The sequence below is a fragment of the Rhodococcus sp. MPR-R1B genome (assembly GCF_058793255.1).
Genome location: NZ_JBXAFO010000011.1, coordinates 83,226 through 102,278 on the forward strand (window position 1 = coordinate 83,226; position 19,053 = coordinate 102,278).

Sequence of the window (19,053 nt, forward strand, 5' to 3'; positions counted from 1 at the left end):
GTGTGAAACCCTGACGAGGTGGTTATGAACAAGAGTGAACTGAGCACGTTCGCGTCCAGCCTGAAGTTCGAACTCGATCCATTCCAGGTGAAGGCATGCGTTGCGCTCGAAGCGGGCCACGGCGTCCTTGTCTGCGCGCCGACCGGTGCAGGCAAGACCGTGGTCGGCGAGTTCGCTGTCCACCTGGCTCTGGCGGCGGGCCGCAAGTGTTTCTACACGACGCCGATCAAAGCGTTGAGCAATCAAAAGTACGCCGAACTCGTCGAGCGGTACGGCCCCGGCGAAGTCGGTCTGCTGACGGGTGATTCGAGTATCAACTCCGACGCACCGGTGGTCGTCATGACCACCGAAGTCCTGCGGAACATGCTCTACGCCAACTCCGAGGCACTGCGCGGGCTTTCGCACGTCGTCATGGACGAAGTGCATTACCTGGCCGACCGGTTCCGTGGGGCGGTGTGGGAGGAAGTGATTCTGCACTTGTCCGAGGACGTACGCCTGGTGAGTTTGTCGGCGACCGTGAGCAATGCCGAAGAATTCGGTGCCTGGATGGAAACCGTCCGCGGCGACACCACTGTGGTCGTGGACGAGACTCGGCCGATCCCGCTGTGGCAGCACATCATGGTCGGTAGGCGAATCTTCGATCTCTTCGACAGTCGTAGTCATCCTGCTGCCGGGCCGATGACCGTGCTCGTCGATCAGGATCTGGTTCGCCACGTCAAGCAGCGTCAGGCTCTCGAACGCGTCGAGAGCTGGCAGCCGCGTGGCCGCGGACGACGCGGCAGCTACCAGAGTTCCAACGATTTCCGGCCCTTGCCACGACCTGACGTCATCGCTCAGCTCGATCAGTCCGGACTGCTCCCGGCCATCACTTTCATCTTCAGCCGCGCCGGTTGTGATGCGGCTCTTGCACAGTGCCTGCGGTCCAGACTGGATCTCACTTCGCCGGAGCAGGTCCGCGAGATCGACACCATCATCGAGAAACACACCGGGGAACTACCCGAAGAGGATCTCGAAGTTCTCGGATATCGGGACTGGTGCAAGGCACTACGACGCGGACTGGCATCTCACCATGCCGGCATGCTGCCGGCATTCCGCCAGACAGTCGAGGAACTGTTCGTCAAGGGGCTCGTGCGGGCGGTCTTCGCGACCGAGACGCTGGCCCTCGGCATCAACATGCCGGCACGCACGGTGGTGCTCGAACGTCTGGTCAAGTACAACGGTGAATCGCACGCCGAACTGACGCCGGGGGAGTACACGCAGCTGACGGGTCGGGCCGGCCGACGCGGCATCGACGTCGAAGGCCACGCTGTGGTCCTGTGGCAGCCCGGGGTCGAGCCGACGGATGTCGCCGGCTTGGCGTCGACACGGACGTTCCCGCTCCGCAGTTCGTTCCGCCCCTCGTACAACATGTCGATCAATCTCGTCGAGCGCATGGGCGCGGCGGATTCACGGAAGCTGCTCGAACGTTCCTTCGCGCAGTTCCAAGCGGATCGCTCGGTGGTCGGCCTGGTGCGTGGCATCGAGCGGAACGAAGAAGCACTGAAGGGTTTGCAGGAGAAACTCGGCGGTGCGGACGGCGAATACTTCGAATACGCGTCGTTGCGTGAGCGGCTCAGTGCGCGCGAGCGCGCGCTCGAACGTAAGGGCCGCGAAGACCGACGCGGAGATGCGGTGGAGTCCCTTCGTGCACTCGCCCGCGGTGACGTGATCGCAATTCCCATCGGTCGTCATTCCGGGGTGGCGGTGGTCCTCGTCCCGGACAACGATCCGAAGGACCCGCGTCCGCTGGTTCTGACTGCCGACCAGTGGGCCGGCCGACTCTCCTCGGGTGATTTCCCGGAAGCAGCCGACGTTCTGGGAAAGATGCGACTGCCCAAGCATGTCGATCACCACACCGCCCGGATCCGGCGCGATCTGGCCTCGGCGTTGCGTAGTACCGGGATCAGTGCCCCCCGGCGAAAGAAGCGCCGCAAGGCGGGCGCATCCGAAGATGCCGAGGTCGCTACTTTGCGACGTGCTATTCGTTCGCATCCGTGCCATAGCTGGCCCGATCGTGAACATCTGAGCCGGATCGGTGAGCGCTACAACCGGCTGGCCAGGGAAACGCAGTCGATGAGGGAAAAGGCTGCGGCCACCACCAACTCGTTGGCGCGGACGTTCGACCGCATCATTGCGCTACTCAAAGAGCGTGAGTACATGACTGCCGAAGCAGCGCCCGAAGTCACCGAATCCGGACGACGACTCAGCCGCATCTACTCGGAAAGCGACCTTCTGGTCGCCGAATGCCTGCGGACCGGGGCGTGGACAGGTCTCAGCCCGGCTGAGTTGGCGGCCGTCGTGTCCTCGGTGGTCTACGAATCACGTCGGGACGGGGACACCGTGGATCGGGTGCCGACAGCGGCGCTTCGTCACGCCCTCAACGACACTCAACGATTGTGGAGCGAACTGCGGTCGGACGAGATTCGCCACAAGCTGCCGCCGACGCGGGAACCGGATCTCGGATTCGTCACTGCCGTTTATCACTGGGCGAGCGAAAACTCGCTTGTCGACGCACTGATCGCGGCCGGAGTGCAGGGTCGTGCGCTGTCTGCGGGTGACTTTGTACGTTGGTGTCGTCAGGTGATCGATCTCCTCGATCAGGTCCGCCTGACTTCGACGGATGCCGACGTCGCGAAGACTGCGGCGCGGGCGGTAGCTGCAATTCGTCGCGGGGTAGTTGCTGTCGACGCAGCATGACCGCAACTATGTGGTTTGATTCGCAGACTGGTATTTCGAGTGGGAGGCGAACATGAGCGGGCCTTACGGACCGAACGATCCGAATCGGCAATGGGGTCCTGGTGATCAGCAGCAGCCGAACGAGCAGCAGTGGGGGCAGAATCCTCAGCAGCCGGGCGGACAACAGCAGCCTGGTCAGCAGCCCGGCCAGCAACAGCCGTGGGGTCAGCCTGGTCAAACACCGCAGCCCGGCCAGCAACAGCCGTGGGGACAGCCTGCCTACGGCCAGCCGGGTGGTCAGCCTGCGTACGGTCAGCCGCAGCAACCTGGACAAGGACAACCCGGCCAGCAACAGCCGTGGGGACAACCCCAGCAACAACCTCCCGCACAGCCGTGGGGTCAGCCCGGGCAACAGCAGTCACCTGACGCAACCCAGGCGTGGGGTCAGCCTCCGGCTGCCGCACCGCAGCAGGCGTGGGGCGCCACGGCCCCCGGGCAGACTCCGGGACAGCAGAACCAGTGGAACCAGGCTCAGCCGTTCCCGAGTCCCGGTGCGCCCGGAAACCAGTCGGGTAAGTCGAAGAAGCCCCTGATCTTCGGTGCGATCGGCGTTCTCGTCGTTCTTGCCGCTGTCGTGGTGGCCCTGGTGTTCGGAGTCTTCGGCAAGAACACACTCGATCAGAGCGCGGCTCAGGCCGGCGTCGAGAAGATCGTCACCGAGTCCTACGGGGCGAAGAACGTGAGCAACGTTCAGTGCCCCGCGGACCAGGAAGTCAAGTCAGGCAACAAGTTCACCTGCACGCTTTCGATCGCGGGTGTGAAGTCGAACGTGACCGTGACGTTTGTCGACGACAACGGCACGTACGAGGTCAGCCGCCCGAGCTGACGCCCTATTGGTCGGACCGGCTTGCCGCCGCAGCCTCGAGCGCGGCGGCAAGCCGGCCGGCCGAGCGCTCGATGTTCAGCGAGGCCGCCACTTCCTCGAGGCGTGCGGGATCGACGGGGGTCGCCGGGAGTCGGTCGTCCTTCGAGAACTGAACGTCCGCGTCGCGAACCACTCGTACGACCGGCAACGCAGCATCAAGGTAAGCCATTGCCTCAGGTGAGGTCAGTTTTGCGCGAATCCCCTTGGCCATATCCGATTCAGGATCAGCTGCGGCCGCCCGAAGTCCGGCCAACGAGCCGTAACGGAGCATCAGTGTCGACGCAGTCTTCTCACCGACACCCTTGATGCCGGGTAGACCGTCGGAGGCGTCTCCGCGAAGTACCGCGAGTTCGGCGTAAGCCTCGCCCGCACGGTCACCGGGTACTCCGTATTTCTCCGCAACCTCGACCGGTCCGAAGAGTTCCGCCTTGGACAGGCCACGGCCCACATACAGGACACGGACGGGCACGTACTCGTCTGTGACGACCTGCAGTAGGTCTCGGTCACCACTGACGACGACGGTGAGATCTTCGCGCTCGGTGGCGGCAAGCGTTCCCAGTACGTCGTCGGCTTCGAGTCCGACTGCACCCGCCGTCGCGATACCCGCTGCAGCGAGCACGTCCATGATCATGTCGACCTGAGGCGTCAACGTGTCCGGAACTTCTTCGGACGCACCGTCAGAGCCTTCCTCGACGCGATGTGCTTTGTACGTCGGAACGGCGTCGACGCGGAACTGCGGTCGCCAGTCCAAGTCCAGGCACACCGCGAGACGACTCGGCTGGTGTTTGGTGATCAGGGAAGCAACCATGTCGGTGAATCCGCGCACCGCATTGACAGGTCTGCCGTCGGGGTCGACGAATGACTCGGGCAGTGCGTAGAACGCACGAAACCACAGGCTGGCACCGTCGAGGAGAAGCAATGGCCCACTCATGGTCACCATCCTGCCAGTCGGCACTAACCTGTAAGCCATGACGTCTCCAGCCGAACAGGATTCCCGATTCTCCAGCGCCGTGTACGGCGCACGTATCGCTCGTGCCGCCGAGTTGGCTCGATCAGCAGGTCTCGACGGTCTGGTGGTGACTCCCGGTCCGGATCTGCGGTACCTGACGGGTTCTCGGGCTGACTCGTTCGAGCGCTTGACCGCGTTGGTCATCGCCGCGGACACGGCGAAGGCATCCGTCGTACTTCCTCGGTTGGAGTTGGCGTCGCTGAAGGAATCGGCAGTGGGCGATCTCGGGTTGACCGTCCTCGACTGGGTCGACGGTGTCGACCCGTATGCGATTGTGGCGGCGCAACTCCCGACCGGCGCGAAGGTGGCGGTGACGGATGCGATGCCTGCGCTGCATCTGATCCCGCTCGCAGACACCTTGGGCGCGTTGCCGATTCTCGCCACCGGCGTCTTGCGCGAATTGCGGATGGTCAAGGACGGCGCCGAGATCGAGGCGTTGCGGCGAGCCGGTGCGGCCATCGACCGTGTTCACGCCCGCATGGCCGAGTTCTTGGTCGTCGGACGTACGGAAGCTGAAGTAGGCGAAGCGATTTCGGCGGCGATTCTCGAAGAGGGGCACACCGAGGCCGCGTTCGTGATTGTCGGTTCGGGCCCGCACGGCGCCGATCCGCATCACGAGGTTTCGGACCGGGTGATCGAGAGCGGCGATATCGTGGTCATCGACATCGGCGGACCGGTCGAGCCCGGATACAACTCGGACTCCACTCGCACGTACAGCATGGGGCAGCCGTCCGCGGAGGTTGCCGCACAGTTCGCGGTACTCGAGGCGGCGCAGCAGGCTGCGGTCGATTCGGTGCGGCCAGGAATCTCCGCAGAATCCGTGGACGTTGCAGCTCGCGAAGTGCTTGCCGCACAAGGGCTTGCAGAGGTATTCGTTCACCGCACCGGTCACGGTATCGGGCTGTCCGTACACGAGGAGCCGTACATCGTCGAGGGCAACACCATCGAACTCGTCGAAGGTATGGCCTTCAGCATCGAACCGGGAATCTACTTCCGCGGCAGTTGGGGTGCCCGTATCGAGGACATCGTCGTCGTGACCGCGGACGGTTGCGAGTCGTTCAACAACCGTCCGCACGGCCTGACTGTCCTCGACTGATCAGCTTTCCTTGAATGCAGCGGACCCGAGTATGCGTGTGACGTCGATTTCGATGACCACGCGCGCGGGATTGACCCGTGGCTGGCGGTACCGCTCGGCATAGCGCCGAACGGCGTCGGCCACGGAGTCCGCGTCGGTGAGCACGCGTGCCGGCCCCTCGAGCGTGAGCCAGCGGCCACCGTCGACCGAACTGACGGCGGCGTATCCGCCACGCGCTGCGTTGATCGCCTTCTGTGAGCCACCGCTGGTGATCACGCGCGCCTTTCCGGCTTCCTGGTCCCAGGTGAACCCGACGGCAACGACGTGTGGGGTGCCGTTCGGACGCAACGTCGTGAGTGTCGCGAGGTGGTATTCACCGACGAACTTCAGCCCGTCTTCGGTGAGAGTCTGCTGTGACGATGGCGTGGTGGAGGGGGTGAGCGTCATGCCACGACGGTAATCCAGGACACTGGAGCGGTGACTGCGGGTGCGAACGTGAATGACATCGAGACGGTACTGCTCCTCGGCGGACGAAGTGAGATCGGCCTCGAGATCGCGGTCAGGCTCGCGCCAGGCCGCAACATCGTTCTGGCTGCCAGACGCAGCGGAGAGCTGTCGGAGCAGGAGCAGATGCTCAAAAACGCCGGCGCTGTCGACGTCTCCACCGTCGAGTTCGACGCCGACGCCGTCGACACGCACGGAGACCTCCTGGGCGCCGTAGTGGCCGAGCACGGCCGGATTTCGATTGCAGTGCTGGCCTTCGGGATTCTCGGCGATCAGGCGCGTGCCGAAACCGACGCGGCGCACGCGGTCGCGGTGGTGCACACCGACTACGTGGCTCAGGTCAGCATCCTCACGCATCTCGCGGAGATCATGCGCGGACAGGGAACCGGAAAGATCGTGGTGTTCTCGTCCGTCGCCGGCGTCCGGGTTCGCCGCGCCAACTACGTCTACGGGAGCGCAAAGGCCGGCTTGGACGGTTTTGCCAGCGGCCTCGGCGACGCGCTGCACGGTTCGGGCGTCCAATTGATGCTGGTACGGCCCGGGTTCGTCATCGGCAAGATGACCGAGGGAATGTCGCCTGCCCCTATGTCGAGCACTCCGTCGCAGGTCGCGGACGCCGTCGTGCGGGGACTGAACTCCGGGGCGACGCGTGTGTGGGTACCGCGAATTCTGCAGCCGGTGTTCTTCGTCATGCGGCTTCTGCCTCAGACGATCTGGCGCCGGATGCCGCGATGACCACACACCCGGTGGTGATCGTCGGCATCGGCGCCGACGGCTGGGATGGGCTGTCCGAGAGCGCAAAGGGCGCAATCCTGGGCGCGGAGGTCCTGATGGGGTCGCCGCGCCAATTGGACTTGGTCCCGGCGACACATCTCGGGGCACGGCGTGCGCCCACCAGGCTGACCTGGCCGTCTCCGATGATTCCGGCGTTGCCGTCGATGTTCGCCGAGAACGCGGACCGCAGAGTATGCGTGCTCGCCAGCGGTGACCCGATGTTCCACGGTCTCGGTGTCACATTGGTCAGGCTGCTCGGCGCGGACAACGTGCGAGTGATCTCCCACCCGTCGTCGGCGGCGTTGGCGAGCGCGCGAATGGGATGGGCATCGGCCGAGATCGACGTCGTGAGCCTGGTCAACCGAGACTCGGCGACAGTATTGGCTTCCGTGACTGACGGTGCGCGACTGCTGGTGTTGAGCAACGGGCGCTCGACACCGGGGGAGGTGGCACGTCTGTTGTCCGGCGCGGGCTTCGGTCGATCGATCGTGACCGTGCTGGCCCAGCTGGGCGGGGCCGGGGAATCGCGGACCGTCACGGTCGCAGACGAGTGGGATCACGCGGACGAGGACGTGGACGCGTTGAACGTTCTGGCCGTCGAGTGCATCGCGGCCGATCCTCTCTTGCGGCTGACTCGAATCCCGGGGCTACCGGATGCTGCTTTTGTCGGCGACGGTCAGATGACCAAGCAGGAGATCCGTGCGTTGACGTTGTGCGCGCTTGCCCCGGCGCCGGGAGAACACCTCTGGGACGTGGGCGGTGGGTCGGGAACCGTCGCCATCGAGTGGATGCGAACTCACCCACGTTGCACTGCAACAACATTCGAGAAGGTGGCGAGCCGCGTGTCGCAGATCGGTGCCAATGCACTCAATCTCGGCGTGCCCGCGTTGAACGTGAAAGGGGCCGCGCCGGAGGCGTTTGCGGACGAAACTCGACGTCCCGATGCGGTGTTCGTCGGCGGCGGCGTCACGCAACCGGGAATGCTCGAAGCGTGCTGGGAGCAGTTGAGCGTGGGTGGTCGTCTGGTCGCGAACGCCGTGACCGCCGAGTCCGAATCGTTGCTGCTCGGCTGGATGAGTCGCCATGGTGGGACGCTGCGACGCTTTCAGGTGCAGCGCGCCGAGCCGTTGGGAACGTTCAACGTTTGGCGACCGCAACTTCCGGTGGTCCAATGGTCCGTCACAAAACGTCAGCCGTCTGCAGGCGCAGACACAGATACGCCGGAGGAATCCACACAATGACCGTTCATTTCATCGGTGCGGGTCCCGGTGCGGCAGATTTGATCACTGTCCGCGCGCAACGGATCATCGCTGCGAGCCCTGTGTGCTTGTACGCAGGCAGCCTTGTTCCAGCGGAGTTGCTCGAGTGGTGCCCGGTCGGAGCTCAGGTCGTGGACACTGCTCGGCTGAGCCTGGACGAGATCACCGCGATTCTTGTCGAAGCGGATTCCGCTGGGCTGGACGTCGCGCGTTTGCATTCCGGTGATCCGTCGATCTTCAGTGCAGTGGCAGAGCAAGCTCGTCGCCTGGACGCCGCAGGAGTCGATTTCGACATGATTCCCGGTGTTCCTGCATTTACCGCGGCAGCAGCCGCGCTGGGGCGCGAGCTGACTGTCCCAGGCGTCTCGCAGACCATTGTTCTCACCCGAGTCTCCACCTTGTCGACGGCAATGCCGGAGGGCGAGGATCTGCGGTCCCTCGGCCGCAGCGGCGCGACGATGGTGATTCACCTCGGCGCTCATCGCATCGAACAGATCGCATCCGAGTTGGCCGACAATTACGGCGAGGATTGCCCGGTCGCGGTGGTCGCCTTCGCCTCACGGCCCGAGGAGATCGTTGTTCGAGGCACTTTGAAGACGATCGTCGAACTTGTTCATGCGGCCGGCATCACGAAGACGGCCGTCGTGATCGTCGGCCGAGTGTTGACTGCGGAGGGGTTTCCGGACAGCTACCTCTACTCGGCAGCGCGCGAGAGAAGCACACACTGACCTCGACAGGTACTCGTCGTCGCGTGCTCCTGCTCGGCGGCACAGGCGAAGGTCGAGTGATCGCTTCTCGCTTGGCCGGTTCAGCCGACCTCGAGGTTGTCACATCGCTGGCCGGCCGGGTTCGTGATCCTCGATGGCCCGAGGGGGAAGTGCGTATCGGCGGGTTCGGGGGAGCCGAAGGGCTGTCGGAGTGGTTGTCGGCCAATGATATTCGTGCAGTGCTCGACGCCACGCATCCGTTTGCCGCTCGCATCACCCAGAATGCGTTCGAAGCGTGCCTTGCGAATTCCGTGCCGTACGCCATGTACCGACGCCCGCCCTGGCGCGAGCAACCCGGTGACACTTGGCTTCCGGCACGCGATCTCGATCACGCCGCAGAGTTGGTGCCGACGGTCGGCTCACGCGTTTTTCTGACGATCGGGAGGCAAGGAGTTTCGGCGTTCGACCGCGTGAAGAGCGTCTCGTTTCTCGTCCGCTCGATCGATCCGCCTTCGGGGACATGGCCGCCTCACGCGCAATTGCTGCTCGCACGTGGTCCATTCGACATCGAAGCGGAAGTCGATCTGATGCGAACTCACAGCATCGACGTCGTGATCACCAAGAACAGTGGCGGCGAGCAGACGTACGCAAAGATCGCCGCAGCCAGGCAATTGTCGATCCCGGTGATCGTCGTCGAACGACCACCGATCCCGGCGACCGTCCCGGCATTCGATACCGAAGCCGAGGCGATGGACTGGCTCACGGCTTTCGGTCGTGGAACGGCGCTGTGAGGCCGACATCGCGTTCGCTTCAGGTTCGTCTAAGGTTCCGTGACCATACTGGGGGGATGTTGGGATTTTTCGACGCCGCACTGCGGGACCGCGCATGAGAGTGTCGGTTCCCGGAATGAGCCGTCGAAAACCATCGGGAATTCACGTGCGGACGCTCCATGCTCGCGTGAAATTGCTGACTGCAGGCCTGGTGGCGATCGCGGTGATCGTGTCGGCGTCGGCGGTGTACATAGTGTTCAACGCGTATTTGCAAGGCAACGTCGATCGGCAACTCGAGCGCACGAGTGACGCGATCACCGACACCGTCAATTTCGGCGGTGTCACACCGGTTCTGGGATTGACGGCCGGCGCGGATACAGCGGTCATCCAGGCGGTGGGGCTTCTCACTGCCGACGGCGCCTTGGTGACGGCGACTCCCGGTCTGCCGCCGTTCAGCACGAGCGCAGACGCCATCAGGTCGATCGCAGACGGCAATTCGTCGCAGACAATCGCGACGGTTGATGCGTATCGAATTCTTGTCGAGCCCTCGGTTGCGGGCCAGACTTTGGTTGTCGCGCAATCCCTGGGGCCGACGCGTTCGGTACTCAAGCGACTGGCAGTGGTGTTGGCGGCACTCGGGGCGGCCGGAATCGCCCTAGCTTACGCGGCCGGAGATGCTGTGGCACGCACAGGATTACGGCCGATTGCGCGACTTACTGCGGCGACGCGGCGGGTCGCCGAAACGGATGATCTTGCGCCGATCCCGGTGACCGGTGACGACGAGTTGGCGTCGTTGACAGTCAGTTTCAATCGGATGCTCGGGACGTTGTCGGAATCGCGGGCACGCCAGAGAAGTCTGATCACCGAAGCGGGCCAGGATCTTTTGGCTCCTTTGACTGCACTTCGCACCAATATCGAGTTGTTGATGTCTTTCGATACCAAGTCCGGCGCGATTTCCGAGGCGGATGCAACGCAGCTGCGTGAGGAAATCACCGACCAGATGATGGAGTTGACGCTCCTCGTCGGAGAGTTGGTGGACCGTGCGCGGGTTGACGAAAGCACGTTGGGGAGAGGAGATTCCCTCTAAATCGGACGTCTGACCAGCGACTTTGTTGCATTCGTAATTGAAGCAATGGAAGGAGCGCTGGTAATGTGGGGCAATTGTGAAATTTTTGGGTATAGCTGGAATGTGGCGCGAACCGTGGGGTTTGCTGGGCGGGGGCCTTTGGAGGACGAGAGGGATTCAGTGGTCAAGCAAGCACGCGCCGAGCTGACTCGGCAGCAAATCGTTGCCGGCGCGGCCGCGCAGTTCGAGAAGACTGGTTACGGCAGCACCAGCATGGCCGACATAGTCTCGGGGGCCGGTACTACCAAGGGCGCGTTGTATTTCCATTTCGCGTCGAAGGACGAGCTCGCGCAATTCATCATTGCCGAACAGCATCGGCTCTCGATCGAGTCGGTGCAGGCGATTTCCGCGACGGGCAAGGACCCGTTGGAACAGATGATCATGCTCACGCACGAAATGGCACGCCAGATTGTCGACGAGCCGATCGTTCGCGCGGGCATTCGCCTCACGCTGGAACTGAGCACGTACGAGGGGCCGGTGGAACCGTACGCCGAATGGATCTCGGCAATCACCGATCTCACCGCCAGAGCTCAGGCGGAAGGTGAAATCCGAAAATCGGTCAGCGCAGAATCGTTCGGCAGGTTCATGCCCTCGGCATTCACGGGGGTACAGCTGGTTTCGAACGTCCTCACCCGACGCTCGGATCTTCCGGATCGTGTCGACGAGATGTGGCAGATCCTGCTTCCGGGAATCGTCAGCGACGAACTTTCCGGTGATATCGAGCGCCTCGTCAAGTCGCGGTGGACTCCGGCGGCGGCGTAGCCTGCGGGACATGGCCGTCACGCGGATAGTTTCGGATCTGTCGAGTAGCTCGCTCGAGGCCGCGCAGCGCTTCTACACCGAAGTGCTGGGCCTCGAAGTTGTCATGGATCACGGGTGGATCGTGACGTTGGCTTCGCCGACGGATCCGTCATTGCAGATCAGCGTCATGACGCACGACGCTCATGCGCCCGTAGTACCGGACGTCTCCGTCGAGGTGGATGATCTCGACGCGGCGTACGAGGCCGCGGTGCAGCGCGGCGACACCATCGTCTATCCCGTCACCGAGGAGCCGTGGGGTGTCCGCAGGTTCTTCGCTGCCGACCCCGACGGCCAGGTGATCAACATCCTCAGCCACCGACGCGAGCAATGATGGCGTCCCGCCCGGGCGGGCTGACGTACCTCGAGGTGGGCGCAACGTCAGGCGTTCTCCCCGCCGGCTATCACCACGTTCACGAGAGCGCGACGGTCGGATCCGGACGGGAGGATTTCGAGGTTGCCGCTCGAACCGTCGCGAATTGGGGAATGCACCGCGGAGCCGGACTGGCCGTACGGACGGCAGCCCCGACCGCCGTGGCGGGTCAGGATGCGACCTTCGGACTCGGTCCGGTAACTATCCCCGTTCGGATCGTCTATGTCGTAGACGAACCCAATCGCAAGGGCTTCGCGTACGGAACCCGCGCGGGCCACCCCGAATGCGGGGAGGAATTGTTTGTCGTCCAGTTCGACGAGGCCAGCCAAGCGGTTCGTATCGAGATCGTTGCGTTCTCCAAGCCCGGAACGTGGTGGGTGCGTCTCGGCGCCCCGATCGGACGTCGAGTACAGGCGTTTGTCACGCGCCGCTACATCCGTGCCGTCCGCCAGAGCGTCGCCCGATCGCGGGTATGACCGCTGCCGGGCGCGCTGGAAAAATGATTGGACGAGCTTCGGTTGGGGTTGATAGCTTGTGCGAGACCGTGACAACACGCCAGGAGGTGAGACCCATGAACGCTGTAACCATGTGGGTGCTCCCACTCGTGTTCACGGATCGGCGATTGACGTAGGTGTCGCCGGGAGCGCCTCGAGTAGGCAATCCCGAAAGGTAACACCATGCAATCCAATTCTCAGACCATCGAATTCACTTCCGAGACAACGTCGAACGGGGTCGTCGAACGCCATTTCATTCTGGACGACATCACCGGCGTGCTCTGGTCACTCGCGTCCGGATCTGTCGAATCACCACTTCTGCTGTCCGGGCACTCCGGCGGCATGCACAAGAAGGCGCCGGGACTTGTTGCCAGCGCACTCCACAGTGTGAGCTCCCACGGGTTCGCAGTCGCCGCGATCGACGCGCCCGGACACGGCGACCGGCCGCGCAACGCGCAGGACGAACAGTGGGTCGAGGCGATCCACCAGGCTAGGGCGGCCCACGAACCGATCGCCCCGATCGTCGTCGAGTACAACCGATCGTTGGCGGAGCGTGCAGTGCCGGAATGGCAGGTGACCATCGACGCTCTGCAAACGCTGCCCGACGTCGACGCCGACGCTCCGATGGGCTTCGGCGGCGTGTCGCTAGGGGTCGTGACCGGGCTGATGTTGGCCTCGGTCGAGTCTAGGATCGCTGCCGTGAGCTTCGGGGGAGTTTTTGTGGACGACTCCCTCATCGAAGCGGCACGAAAGCTCGCGGTCCCGGTCGAGTACCGGATCCCTTGGGACGACAAGGATTACGACCGCACGTCGGGGATAGCGTTGTTCGATGCCTTCGGCTCGAAGGAGAAGACGCTGCACGCCTACTCGGGCAGGCACTATCCGGTGCCCGACTACGAGCGCGACAGTTCGGCTCGGTTCTTCGCCCGCCACCTCGGCGGGAGCGGTGGCGCTCCTGTGAGCTGACGTGAACACGTATCGGCGTCCGGCCTGTGTCGGACGCCGATACGATTTTGATCCTTCGCTCGCTAGTAGCCGTCCAGCTTGGCCATTTTTGTTGAGGCGCGCGAGGGCGCGCGCAAGCATGGCCCTCGACCGGGGGTGCTTACAGCTCGAGGTGCAGTGCCCGTGGAATAGGGGGCCAGAGTGTTCGATAGCGACGAGTGGTCCTTACGGTCCGCCGGGCGGAACGAACTTGTTCGTGATCCAGTTCGATGCTTCGATCTCGTTGAGGATTGTCCGGAGACTTCGGTGGCTAATGCTCGTGCTGTGCCGAGTGTCCGGTCAATACCGAACATCGAACAAGACTGGAAACTTTCTCGTGTCCGACCTGAGGCGACGACATGTCTTTCAACCGCGCATGTCCAGCCATGCGTCGACTAACCGTCCGATACCTGACCTGGGGGCGGTACTTGAGTGGGCCGATATCGCACGGCGACTGCACCCGACTGGAACTCGTGGCGATCGACGAGTTCGAGTTGGATGCGCTCGTGCAGACCGGCGAGCAACGTCGGTCCGTGTCCGGCAAGGACCGGTTGCACAACGAACTCGTACTCGTCGATCAGTCCCAGGTCTGCCAATGCCAGGGGGAGTGTCACGCCGCCAACCCACAGACCTTCGCCGGGCTGCTCCTTGAGCCGTTGAATCGCTGACCCCAAGTCGCCTTGCACGAGTTCGGCATTCCAATCGACCCCGCTCAGCGTGCTCGACACGACGTACTTCTTAGCCCGGTCCATTGCCTCGGCGAACGGGATCTCCCACTCGTCCATCCAGTCAGGCCACGCCCCCGTTGCGGGCCGCCGCCACGCCGACTCCATCATCTCGTAGGTCACCCGGCCGAACAGCAAAGCATCGGCTCGTTCCATCTGAGCGGTCCAGTAGCGCATCGACTCCTCGTCGGGTGGAAGCCCCGCCTCGTGATGGCAGCAGCCGTCGAGGGTGACGTTGATCGAGTATCGAAGTGGTCTCATCTCGTTGTTCTCCCCTGATACGCGCAGAGTGACAGCACCGGACCGTACTCAGACTACTGCCGGGCCGTCGGTGTAGATCAGGTTCGGGACCTGGAGTCACACGGGGGTCGACCGAACAGTAACCAGACGAGCGCACCGAGTACAGGCACCGCGATCACCAGTGCCGACCACCAGAATTTGCTCCCCAAGCGGTCGAAATCGGTGCGCACGATCGCCACGAGCGCGCTAATCGTGATGAAGATCCAGGCAAGAACGAAGACGGTGAAGGTGATGTCCATCCAAAGCGGAATGGTGGGGTTGGGGGTCGATTCGTTCACGCTTCCAGACCACTTTCGACGACTGTGCCTTGATGAAACAACACGCTCCATCGATTCTCGGTGAACCGCCAGATGGATGATCGCTCGGTAACTCGTTGCGCTTGCGCCAGCCGGTACGTCACCAGATACGTGTCAGGCGCAATCCGGCTCAGCGCTGGCCGGTCAGCCGTCCACCCGAGTTCGGCGGCGTCGTTCACCTCGCCGCGGAGGCGTCGGCGCTCAACTACCGACTGCACGTAGTCGCGGGTGTATCGAGCGCCGGAGGCTCCGATCTCCCGGAACTGCGGGTCGACGACCGCATCGAACTCGTCTCGTGACATCGCTACTCGAGTTCGGTGAAACAGAGGTTCGAACTCCATCAACTCGTCGAGGATCGGGCGAAACTCGTGTGGGGTCGTCACGACTGCTCCGAGAACTGCGCCCTCATCTCGATCCCTATCTCCGCGTGTCGCAGGAGGAAGGCCTTCTCGTCATACCCCTTGCGCCGCAACCAGAGAGTGACCTCGCTGTTGCATTTGCTTGCATTGCACGAGCGGCACGCCGGTGCGATGTTGTCGAGTGTGTAGCGCCCACCGCGGGAGATCGCCAGCACGCAGTCACGTTGCGGCGACTCGTCCGACTCGCCGCAGTACGCGCAGCCACCCCAGGCCGCTTTGAGCGCGGACCACTGCTCGACGGACAGATCGTGCTCTACCAAATCCATCCGGCGTTTCCGTTTACGCGCGTATCTTGCTTTCCGGGTCCGGTTGACGGGCATGACGCCATGCTATCGCCGTGCGGCGTTCACTCCGGGTAGCGCCGCGGGGTGAACACCTGACGGCCCGAACCGGTTTCGACGACGGTTGTCATCGACGAACCGACGATGAGCAGCGTCCGCATGTCGATCTCGGAAGGCTCGAGCTCGCCGAGGGTCACGACGCGAACTGATTCCTCGGCACCGGCAACATCGCGGCCGATGACGACGGGAGTCTCGGGGGAGCGGTGCTCGAGCACGAGGTCCTTCATGGCTTGGACCTGCCACGTCCGGGACTTCGACGCCGGGTTGTAGACCGCAAACGCCATGTCCGCGGCTGCAACTGCCGAGATACGGCGCGCGACGACATCCCACGGCTTGAGGCGATCAGACAACGAGAGCACCGCGTAGTCGTGCCCGAGGGGAGCGCCGACGCGACTGGCGACAGCGTTTGCCGCCGTCATGCCGGGAAGGATGCGGACCGGCACCCCGCGCCACTGGTCTTCGGCGGCAACTTCGAGAACTGCTGCAGCCATGGCGAATACGCCGGGATCACCCGAGGAGACGACAGCTACACGGGCGCCGTTCTTCGCCAGGTCCAACGCCATCGCGGCGCGTTCCGCTTCGACGCGGTTGTCGCTGGAATGGCGACGCTGGCCCGGACGCGTCGGCACGCGATCGACGTACGGGCCGTAGCCGACGAGGTCGGTTGCCAACGAAAGCTCATGCGCCACTTCGGGTGTGGTCCAGGCGGTGTCGCCCGGCCCGAGTCCGACCACGACCACCTCGCCGCGAGACTCGGCTGCGGGTCGAGGGTTGTTCGACGGGCTCGGAACGATGGCGATCGAAAAGTACGGAACTCCGTCCGGGTCGACCTCGGCAGCGGATTCGACGCGTTGACGTGTGGTGCTCGCGCGCTCGACGTAGTGGGCCTCGCCGAGGCGGCCGGAATCCTCGAGCGATTGGAGGACCGGTGGGAAGGTACGTCCGAGCTTGAGGATGGCCGCGGCGTCGGTTTCCTTGAGCCGCCTGGTCAGCTCGGCCTGCGGCAACGTTCCGGGCAGGATCGTGAGGATCTCTTCACCCTCGACCAGCGGCTTTCCGAGTGCAGCAGATGCCGCGCTGACGGAGGTGACGCCGGGAATCACTTCGGCGTCGAAGCGATCGGCCAGTCTCTTGTGCATGTGCATGTAGGAGCTGTAGAAGAGCGGATCGCCGGCGGCGAGCAACGCGACGGTTCGACCGGCCGCGAGGTGAACTGCCAGCCGTTCGGCAGCTGCTTCGTAGAACTCGTCCATCGCGCCCTGGTATCCGGGATGATCAACGGTCTCGGTGGTCACGGGGTAGACGAGGTGTTCTTCGATCTGTCCTTCGCGCATGTACGGCGCTGCAACTCCGCGGGAGATGCTCTTGCCGTGCCGCGCGGAGTGGAACGCAACCACATCGGCCTCGCCGATGACGCGGGCTGCCTTGACGGTCACCAATTCGGGATCGCCGGGGCCGATACCGACACCCCAGAGCTTGCCTGCACTCATTCGACTTCGCTCGCAATCGCATTGACGACGGCGGCGGTGATCGCGCTGCCGCCGCGTCGGCCGCGGAGAACGAGATGATCGATCCCGCTGGCGTGTTCGATGAGGGCTTCCTTCGACTCGGCAGCGCCGATGAAGCCGACCGGACCTCCGACGATGGCGGCCGGACGGGGTGCGCCGGCTTCGATGAGGTTCAGGAGATGGAACAGTGCGGTGGGTGCGTTTCCGATCGCGACAACAGCGCCCTCGAGCTTGGCTCCCCACAGTTCGAGAGCAGCCGCCGAGCGAGTGTTGTCGATGGTCGACGCCAGCACGGGAACCCGCGGATCGCCGAGGGTGCAGATGACGTCGTTGCCGGCGGGCAGACGCTTGCGCGTGATGCCGGCAGCCACCATCTGGGCGTCGCAGAAGATCGGCGCGCCGTCGCGCAGAGCTGCGCGCGCAGCCGAGACGACACCGGGTGTGAAGGCGACGTCGTCGACGAGATCGACCTGGCCACTTGCATGAATCATGCGCACTACAGCTTGCGAGACATCCGCCGGGAAACGGCTCAGGTCGGCTTCGGCCCGAATGGTGGCAAAGGACTGGCGATAGATTTCCGCGCCGTCACGGATGTACTCGATCATGTGCCACACGATAGAGGCATCACCGATCGGGCGGATTCACCCGGTAACCGTCACCCGTCGCGATCACATCCGCTACGTCCCCGCGGGGACGTCCGCAGCTGCGGTCGCACCCGGCCCAGTGCTGGCGCCCGACAACCGGAAGTTCTGCCTGCTCGACGGCGGTGATCGCGTCGGCGCGCACGTCGGCGAGCGACTTCTCGCATCCCGGACTTCCGGTGCAGGCGGTGACCTCGAGCCACGGTGAGTTCTCGTCGAAGATCAACCCCATGGGTGCCAGCACCCGGACTACCTGCTCGGCTGCCCATTCGTCGAGGTCGAAGATATGCACCGATCGCCACGGCGTCACGACGACGGGCTTGTCGACGGCGGCGAGGAACTCGGCCAGCCGAGCGTCGAGCAGTCCGAATCGCAGGCCGCCGCCCAGAGCTACGGTCCCGTCGCGCTGCTCGAGCCAGCCGACAGTGGGCCGTGCATCCGGCGTGAGGTCCGCCGCAACGGTGGACTCGGCGCTCAGACCCAGCTGCTCGAGGGTGCGTTCGATTCCGTCCGGAACCTCGGCCAGGCGCCAGTGCTTGTCGCGAACGTCGAGGAACGATCGAGCCGCCGCGAGGAGCAATTCGACGGCGTCGTCCGCCTGGACGAGATGAGTGGTGTGGTGACCGGCGAGCACCAGTGAATGCTCGGTGGCGCTGCGCGCATGGAGTCCGAAATCGCCCCGTAGCCCGGTGATGTCTCCGCGCCCGTCGTCGAGGGTGAACAGGGTTCGCCCTGGCAGATCCGCCAATGCTTGATCTGCTTGGATCGCCGAATCGAGACGGTGGACCAGTTCACGAATGTCGGCTACGCCCCCGATACGGCCGGACAGTGGGGACGCGAGGATGTTGCGCACTCGCTCGTGCGTCGCTGACGGCAGCAGACCGGCCGAAGCGATACGCGCCGCGAAGGCTTCGGGGTCCGAGACCGAGCGCAGTTGTACGTTGCCCCTCGAGGTGAGTTCCATCTGCCCGTTGCCCAGATCGCGCGCCGCGTCGGCGAGCGTCTGCAACTGGGTGGGGGTGAGGAGTCCGCCGGGTAGGCGCACGCGTGCCAGTGCGCCGTCGGCGGCGTGGTGAACTTGCAGTGCACCCGGGCACGCGTCTGGCTGTGAACGGTCCGTGGGCATGGCTCCAGGGTACGACCTGTCATGAGTGCCTTCTGCGGACCGGTAGCATCACCACCACCAGTGACGGCAGTTGAGGAAACCGGTGAAAGTCCGGTGCGGTCGCGCCACTGTGAGTGTTGCTCGAGCGGGACGTGTTTCCGCCCGGAAACACGAGTCAGACCCTCAACCGCCGTCGATGACAGAT

At 64.0% G+C, this 19,053-nt stretch carries 21 protein-coding genes and 1 riboswitch; of the genes, 12 read left to right on the forward strand and 9 right to left on the reverse strand.

What is annotated here, in order from left to right; genetic code table 11:
- The first annotated feature begins 24 nt into the window (after positions 1-24).
- Positions 25-2,736 carry a DEAD/DEAH box helicase gene (locus tag AC1Q61_RS17225; RefSeq protein ID WP_211920143.1) on the forward strand — a complete coding sequence of 904 codons (2,712 nt, stop codon included), beginning with the start codon at positions 25-27 and terminating at the stop codon, positions 2,734-2,736.
- Positions 2,737-2,788: 52 nt separating this feature from the next.
- A complete protein-coding gene (locus AC1Q61_RS17230) occupies positions 2,789-3,601 on the forward strand; it encodes a DUF4333 domain-containing protein (RefSeq protein WP_042919737.1) in 813 nt (270 codons plus the stop codon).
- Positions 3,602-3,605: 4 nt separating this feature from the next.
- Here the strand turns inward: AC1Q61_RS17230 and AC1Q61_RS17235 are convergent, their stop codons facing one another.
- On the reverse strand, positions 3,606-4,571 hold the full coding sequence (locus tag AC1Q61_RS17235) for a 5'-3' exonuclease (protein ID WP_058038861.1): 966 nt from the start codon (positions 4,569-4,571) through the stop codon (positions 3,606-3,608).
- A gap of 37 nt (positions 4,572-4,608) precedes the next feature.
- Here AC1Q61_RS17235 and AC1Q61_RS17240 point away from each other — a divergent pair, with 37 nt between their 5' ends.
- On the forward strand, positions 4,609-5,745 hold the full coding sequence (locus tag AC1Q61_RS17240) for a M24 family metallopeptidase (RefSeq protein ID WP_030536345.1): 1,137 nt from the start codon (positions 4,609-4,611) through the stop codon (positions 5,743-5,745).
- Here the strand turns inward: AC1Q61_RS17240 and AC1Q61_RS17245 are convergent, their stop codons facing one another.
- Positions 5,746-6,171 carry a PPOX class F420-dependent oxidoreductase gene (locus AC1Q61_RS17245; protein ID WP_030536346.1) on the reverse strand — a complete coding sequence of 142 codons (426 nt, stop codon included), beginning with the start codon at positions 6,169-6,171 and terminating at the stop codon, positions 5,746-5,748.
- 30 nt (positions 6,172-6,201) lie between these two features.
- On the opposite strand from AC1Q61_RS17245, the gene dprE2 reads away from it, so the two are divergent.
- The 9 genes from dprE2 to AC1Q61_RS17290 all read left to right on the forward strand — a co-directional run bounded on the left by dprE2 (position 6,202) and on the right by AC1Q61_RS17290 (position 13,495).
- Positions 6,202-6,963: a decaprenylphospho-beta-D-erythro-pentofuranosid-2-ulose 2-reductase gene (dprE2, locus tag AC1Q61_RS17250; RefSeq protein WP_051649467.1), complete on the forward strand. Its 762-nt coding sequence runs from the start codon at positions 6,202-6,204 to the stop codon at positions 6,961-6,963.
- The gene (cbiE, locus tag AC1Q61_RS17255; protein WP_192712398.1) at positions 6,960-8,243 is read left to right on the forward strand and encodes a precorrin-6y C5,15-methyltransferase (decarboxylating) subunit CbiE; all 1,284 of its coding nucleotides are present in this window, start codon (positions 6,960-6,962) and stop codon (positions 8,241-8,243) included. The genes dprE2 and cbiE overlap by 4 nt, the downstream gene beginning before the upstream one ends.
- Positions 8,240-8,989, forward strand: coding sequence for a precorrin-4 C(11)-methyltransferase (gene cobM / locus AC1Q61_RS17260; protein ID WP_003944967.1), 750 nt, complete (start codon positions 8,240-8,242; stop codon positions 8,987-8,989). The genes cbiE and cobM overlap by 4 nt, the downstream gene beginning before the upstream one ends.
- 23 nt (positions 8,990-9,012) lie before the next feature.
- On the forward strand, positions 9,013-9,759 hold the full coding sequence (locus AC1Q61_RS17265) for a cobalt-precorrin-6A reductase (RefSeq protein ID WP_042919740.1): 747 nt from the start codon (positions 9,013-9,015) through the stop codon (positions 9,757-9,759).
- Between the two features lie 166 nt (positions 9,760-9,925).
- Positions 9,926-10,825: a HAMP domain-containing protein gene (locus AC1Q61_RS17270; RefSeq protein ID WP_225320034.1), complete on the forward strand. Its 900-nt coding sequence runs from the start codon at positions 9,926-9,928 to the stop codon at positions 10,823-10,825.
- 159 nt (positions 10,826-10,984) lie between these two features.
- Positions 10,985-11,626, forward strand: a complete 642-nt coding sequence (locus AC1Q61_RS17275; protein ID WP_019748499.1) for a ScbR family autoregulator-binding transcription factor — start codon at positions 10,985-10,987, stop codon at positions 11,624-11,626.
- Positions 11,627-11,636: 10 nt separating this feature from the next.
- Positions 11,637-11,996: a VOC family protein gene (locus AC1Q61_RS17280; protein WP_042919743.1), complete on the forward strand. Its 360-nt coding sequence runs from the start codon at positions 11,637-11,639 to the stop codon at positions 11,994-11,996.
- Positions 11,996-12,511: a DUF1990 domain-containing protein gene (locus AC1Q61_RS17285; protein WP_007729847.1), complete on the forward strand. Its 516-nt coding sequence runs from the start codon at positions 11,996-11,998 to the stop codon at positions 12,509-12,511. Before AC1Q61_RS17280 ends, AC1Q61_RS17285 begins: the two co-directional genes overlap by 1 nt.
- A 201-nt stretch (positions 12,512-12,712) precedes the next feature.
- Positions 12,713-13,495, forward strand: a complete 783-nt coding sequence (locus AC1Q61_RS17290; RefSeq protein ID WP_042919747.1) for an alpha/beta hydrolase family protein — start codon at positions 12,713-12,715, stop codon at positions 13,493-13,495.
- Between the two features lie 413 nt (positions 13,496-13,908).
- Here the strand turns inward: AC1Q61_RS17290 and AC1Q61_RS17295 are convergent, their stop codons facing one another.
- From AC1Q61_RS17295 to cobG, 7 genes are all read right to left on the reverse strand, one after another.
- Entirely contained in the window at positions 13,909-14,499 is a 591-nt protein-coding gene (locus AC1Q61_RS17295) for a dihydrofolate reductase family protein (RefSeq protein ID WP_042450962.1), read from the reverse strand.
- A gap of 77 nt (positions 14,500-14,576) precedes the next feature.
- Positions 14,577-14,816 (reverse strand): PLDc N-terminal domain-containing protein, encoded by a 240-nt coding sequence (locus AC1Q61_RS17300; protein WP_042919749.1) that lies wholly within the window; start codon positions 14,814-14,816, stop codon positions 14,577-14,579.
- A complete protein-coding gene (locus AC1Q61_RS17305) occupies positions 14,813-15,217 on the reverse strand; it encodes a nuclear transport factor 2 family protein (RefSeq protein ID WP_007729842.1) in 405 nt (134 codons plus the stop codon). Before AC1Q61_RS17305 ends, AC1Q61_RS17300 begins: the two co-directional genes overlap by 4 nt.
- Positions 15,214-15,573 (reverse strand): HNH endonuclease, encoded by a 360-nt coding sequence (locus AC1Q61_RS17310; RefSeq protein ID WP_076948440.1) that lies wholly within the window; start codon positions 15,571-15,573, stop codon positions 15,214-15,216. Before AC1Q61_RS17310 ends, AC1Q61_RS17305 begins: the two co-directional genes overlap by 4 nt.
- A gap of 26 nt (positions 15,574-15,599) precedes the next feature.
- Positions 15,600-17,084 (reverse strand): precorrin-3B C(17)-methyltransferase, encoded by a 1,485-nt coding sequence (gene cobJ / locus AC1Q61_RS17315; protein ID WP_492650781.1) that lies wholly within the window; start codon positions 17,082-17,084, stop codon positions 15,600-15,602.
- Positions 17,081-17,707, reverse strand: coding sequence for a precorrin-8X methylmutase (locus tag AC1Q61_RS17320; protein WP_007729839.1), 627 nt, complete (start codon positions 17,705-17,707; stop codon positions 17,081-17,083). Before AC1Q61_RS17320 ends, cobJ begins: the two co-directional genes overlap by 4 nt.
- A gap of 19 nt (positions 17,708-17,726) precedes the next feature.
- The gene (gene cobG, locus AC1Q61_RS17325) at positions 17,727-18,869 is read right to left on the reverse strand and encodes a precorrin-3B synthase (protein ID WP_215515913.1); all 1,143 of its coding nucleotides are present in this window, start codon (positions 18,867-18,869) and stop codon (positions 17,727-17,729) included.
- Positions 18,870-18,920: 51 nt separating this feature from the next.
- Positions 18,921-19,053: riboswitch (cobalamin riboswitch) on the forward strand.

Bases quoted from the DNA above. Each gene is read 5' to 3' on its own strand.
- AC1Q61_RS17225 (WP_211920143.1), top strand. From the start codon at position 25: ATGAACAAGAGTGAACTGAGCACGTTCGCGTCCAGCCTGAAGTTCGAA.
- AC1Q61_RS17230 (WP_042919737.1), top strand. From the start codon at position 2,789: ATGAGCGGGCCTTACGGACCGAACGATCCGAATCGGCAATGGGGTCCT.
- AC1Q61_RS17235 (WP_058038861.1), bottom strand. From the start codon at position 4,571: ATGAGTGGGCCATTGCTTCTCCTCGACGGTGCCAGCCTGTGGTTTCGT.
- AC1Q61_RS17240 (WP_030536345.1), top strand. From the start codon at position 4,609: ATGACGTCTCCAGCCGAACAGGATTCCCGATTCTCCAGCGCCGTGTAC.
- AC1Q61_RS17245 (WP_030536346.1), bottom strand. From the start codon at position 6,171: ATGACGCTCACCCCCTCCACCACGCCATCGTCACAGCAGACTCTCACC.
- cbiE (WP_192712398.1), top strand. From the start codon at position 6,960: ATGACCACACACCCGGTGGTGATCGTCGGCATCGGCGCCGACGGCTGG.
- cobM (WP_003944967.1), top strand. From the start codon at position 8,240: ATGACCGTTCATTTCATCGGTGCGGGTCCCGGTGCGGCAGATTTGATC.
- AC1Q61_RS17280 (WP_042919743.1), top strand. From the start codon at position 11,637: ATGGCCGTCACGCGGATAGTTTCGGATCTGTCGAGTAGCTCGCTCGAG.
- AC1Q61_RS17285 (WP_007729847.1), top strand. From the start codon at position 11,996: ATGGCGTCCCGCCCGGGCGGGCTGACGTACCTCGAGGTGGGCGCAACG.
- AC1Q61_RS17290 (WP_042919747.1), top strand. From the start codon at position 12,713: ATGCAATCCAATTCTCAGACCATCGAATTCACTTCCGAGACAACGTCG.
- AC1Q61_RS17295 (WP_042450962.1), bottom strand. From the start codon at position 14,499: ATGAGACCACTTCGATACTCGATCAACGTCACCCTCGACGGCTGCTGC.
- AC1Q61_RS17310 (WP_076948440.1), bottom strand. From the start codon at position 15,573: ATGCCCGTCAACCGGACCCGGAAAGCAAGATACGCGCGTAAACGGAAA.
- cobJ (WP_492650781.1), bottom strand. From the start codon at position 17,084: ATGAGTGCAGGCAAGCTCTGGGGTGTCGGTATCGGCCCCGGCGATCCC.
- AC1Q61_RS17320 (WP_007729839.1), bottom strand. From the start codon at position 17,707: ATGATCGAGTACATCCGTGACGGCGCGGAAATCTATCGCCAGTCCTTT.
- cobG (WP_215515913.1), bottom strand. From the start codon at position 18,869: ATGCCCACGGACCGTTCACAGCCAGACGCGTGCCCGGGTGCACTGCAA.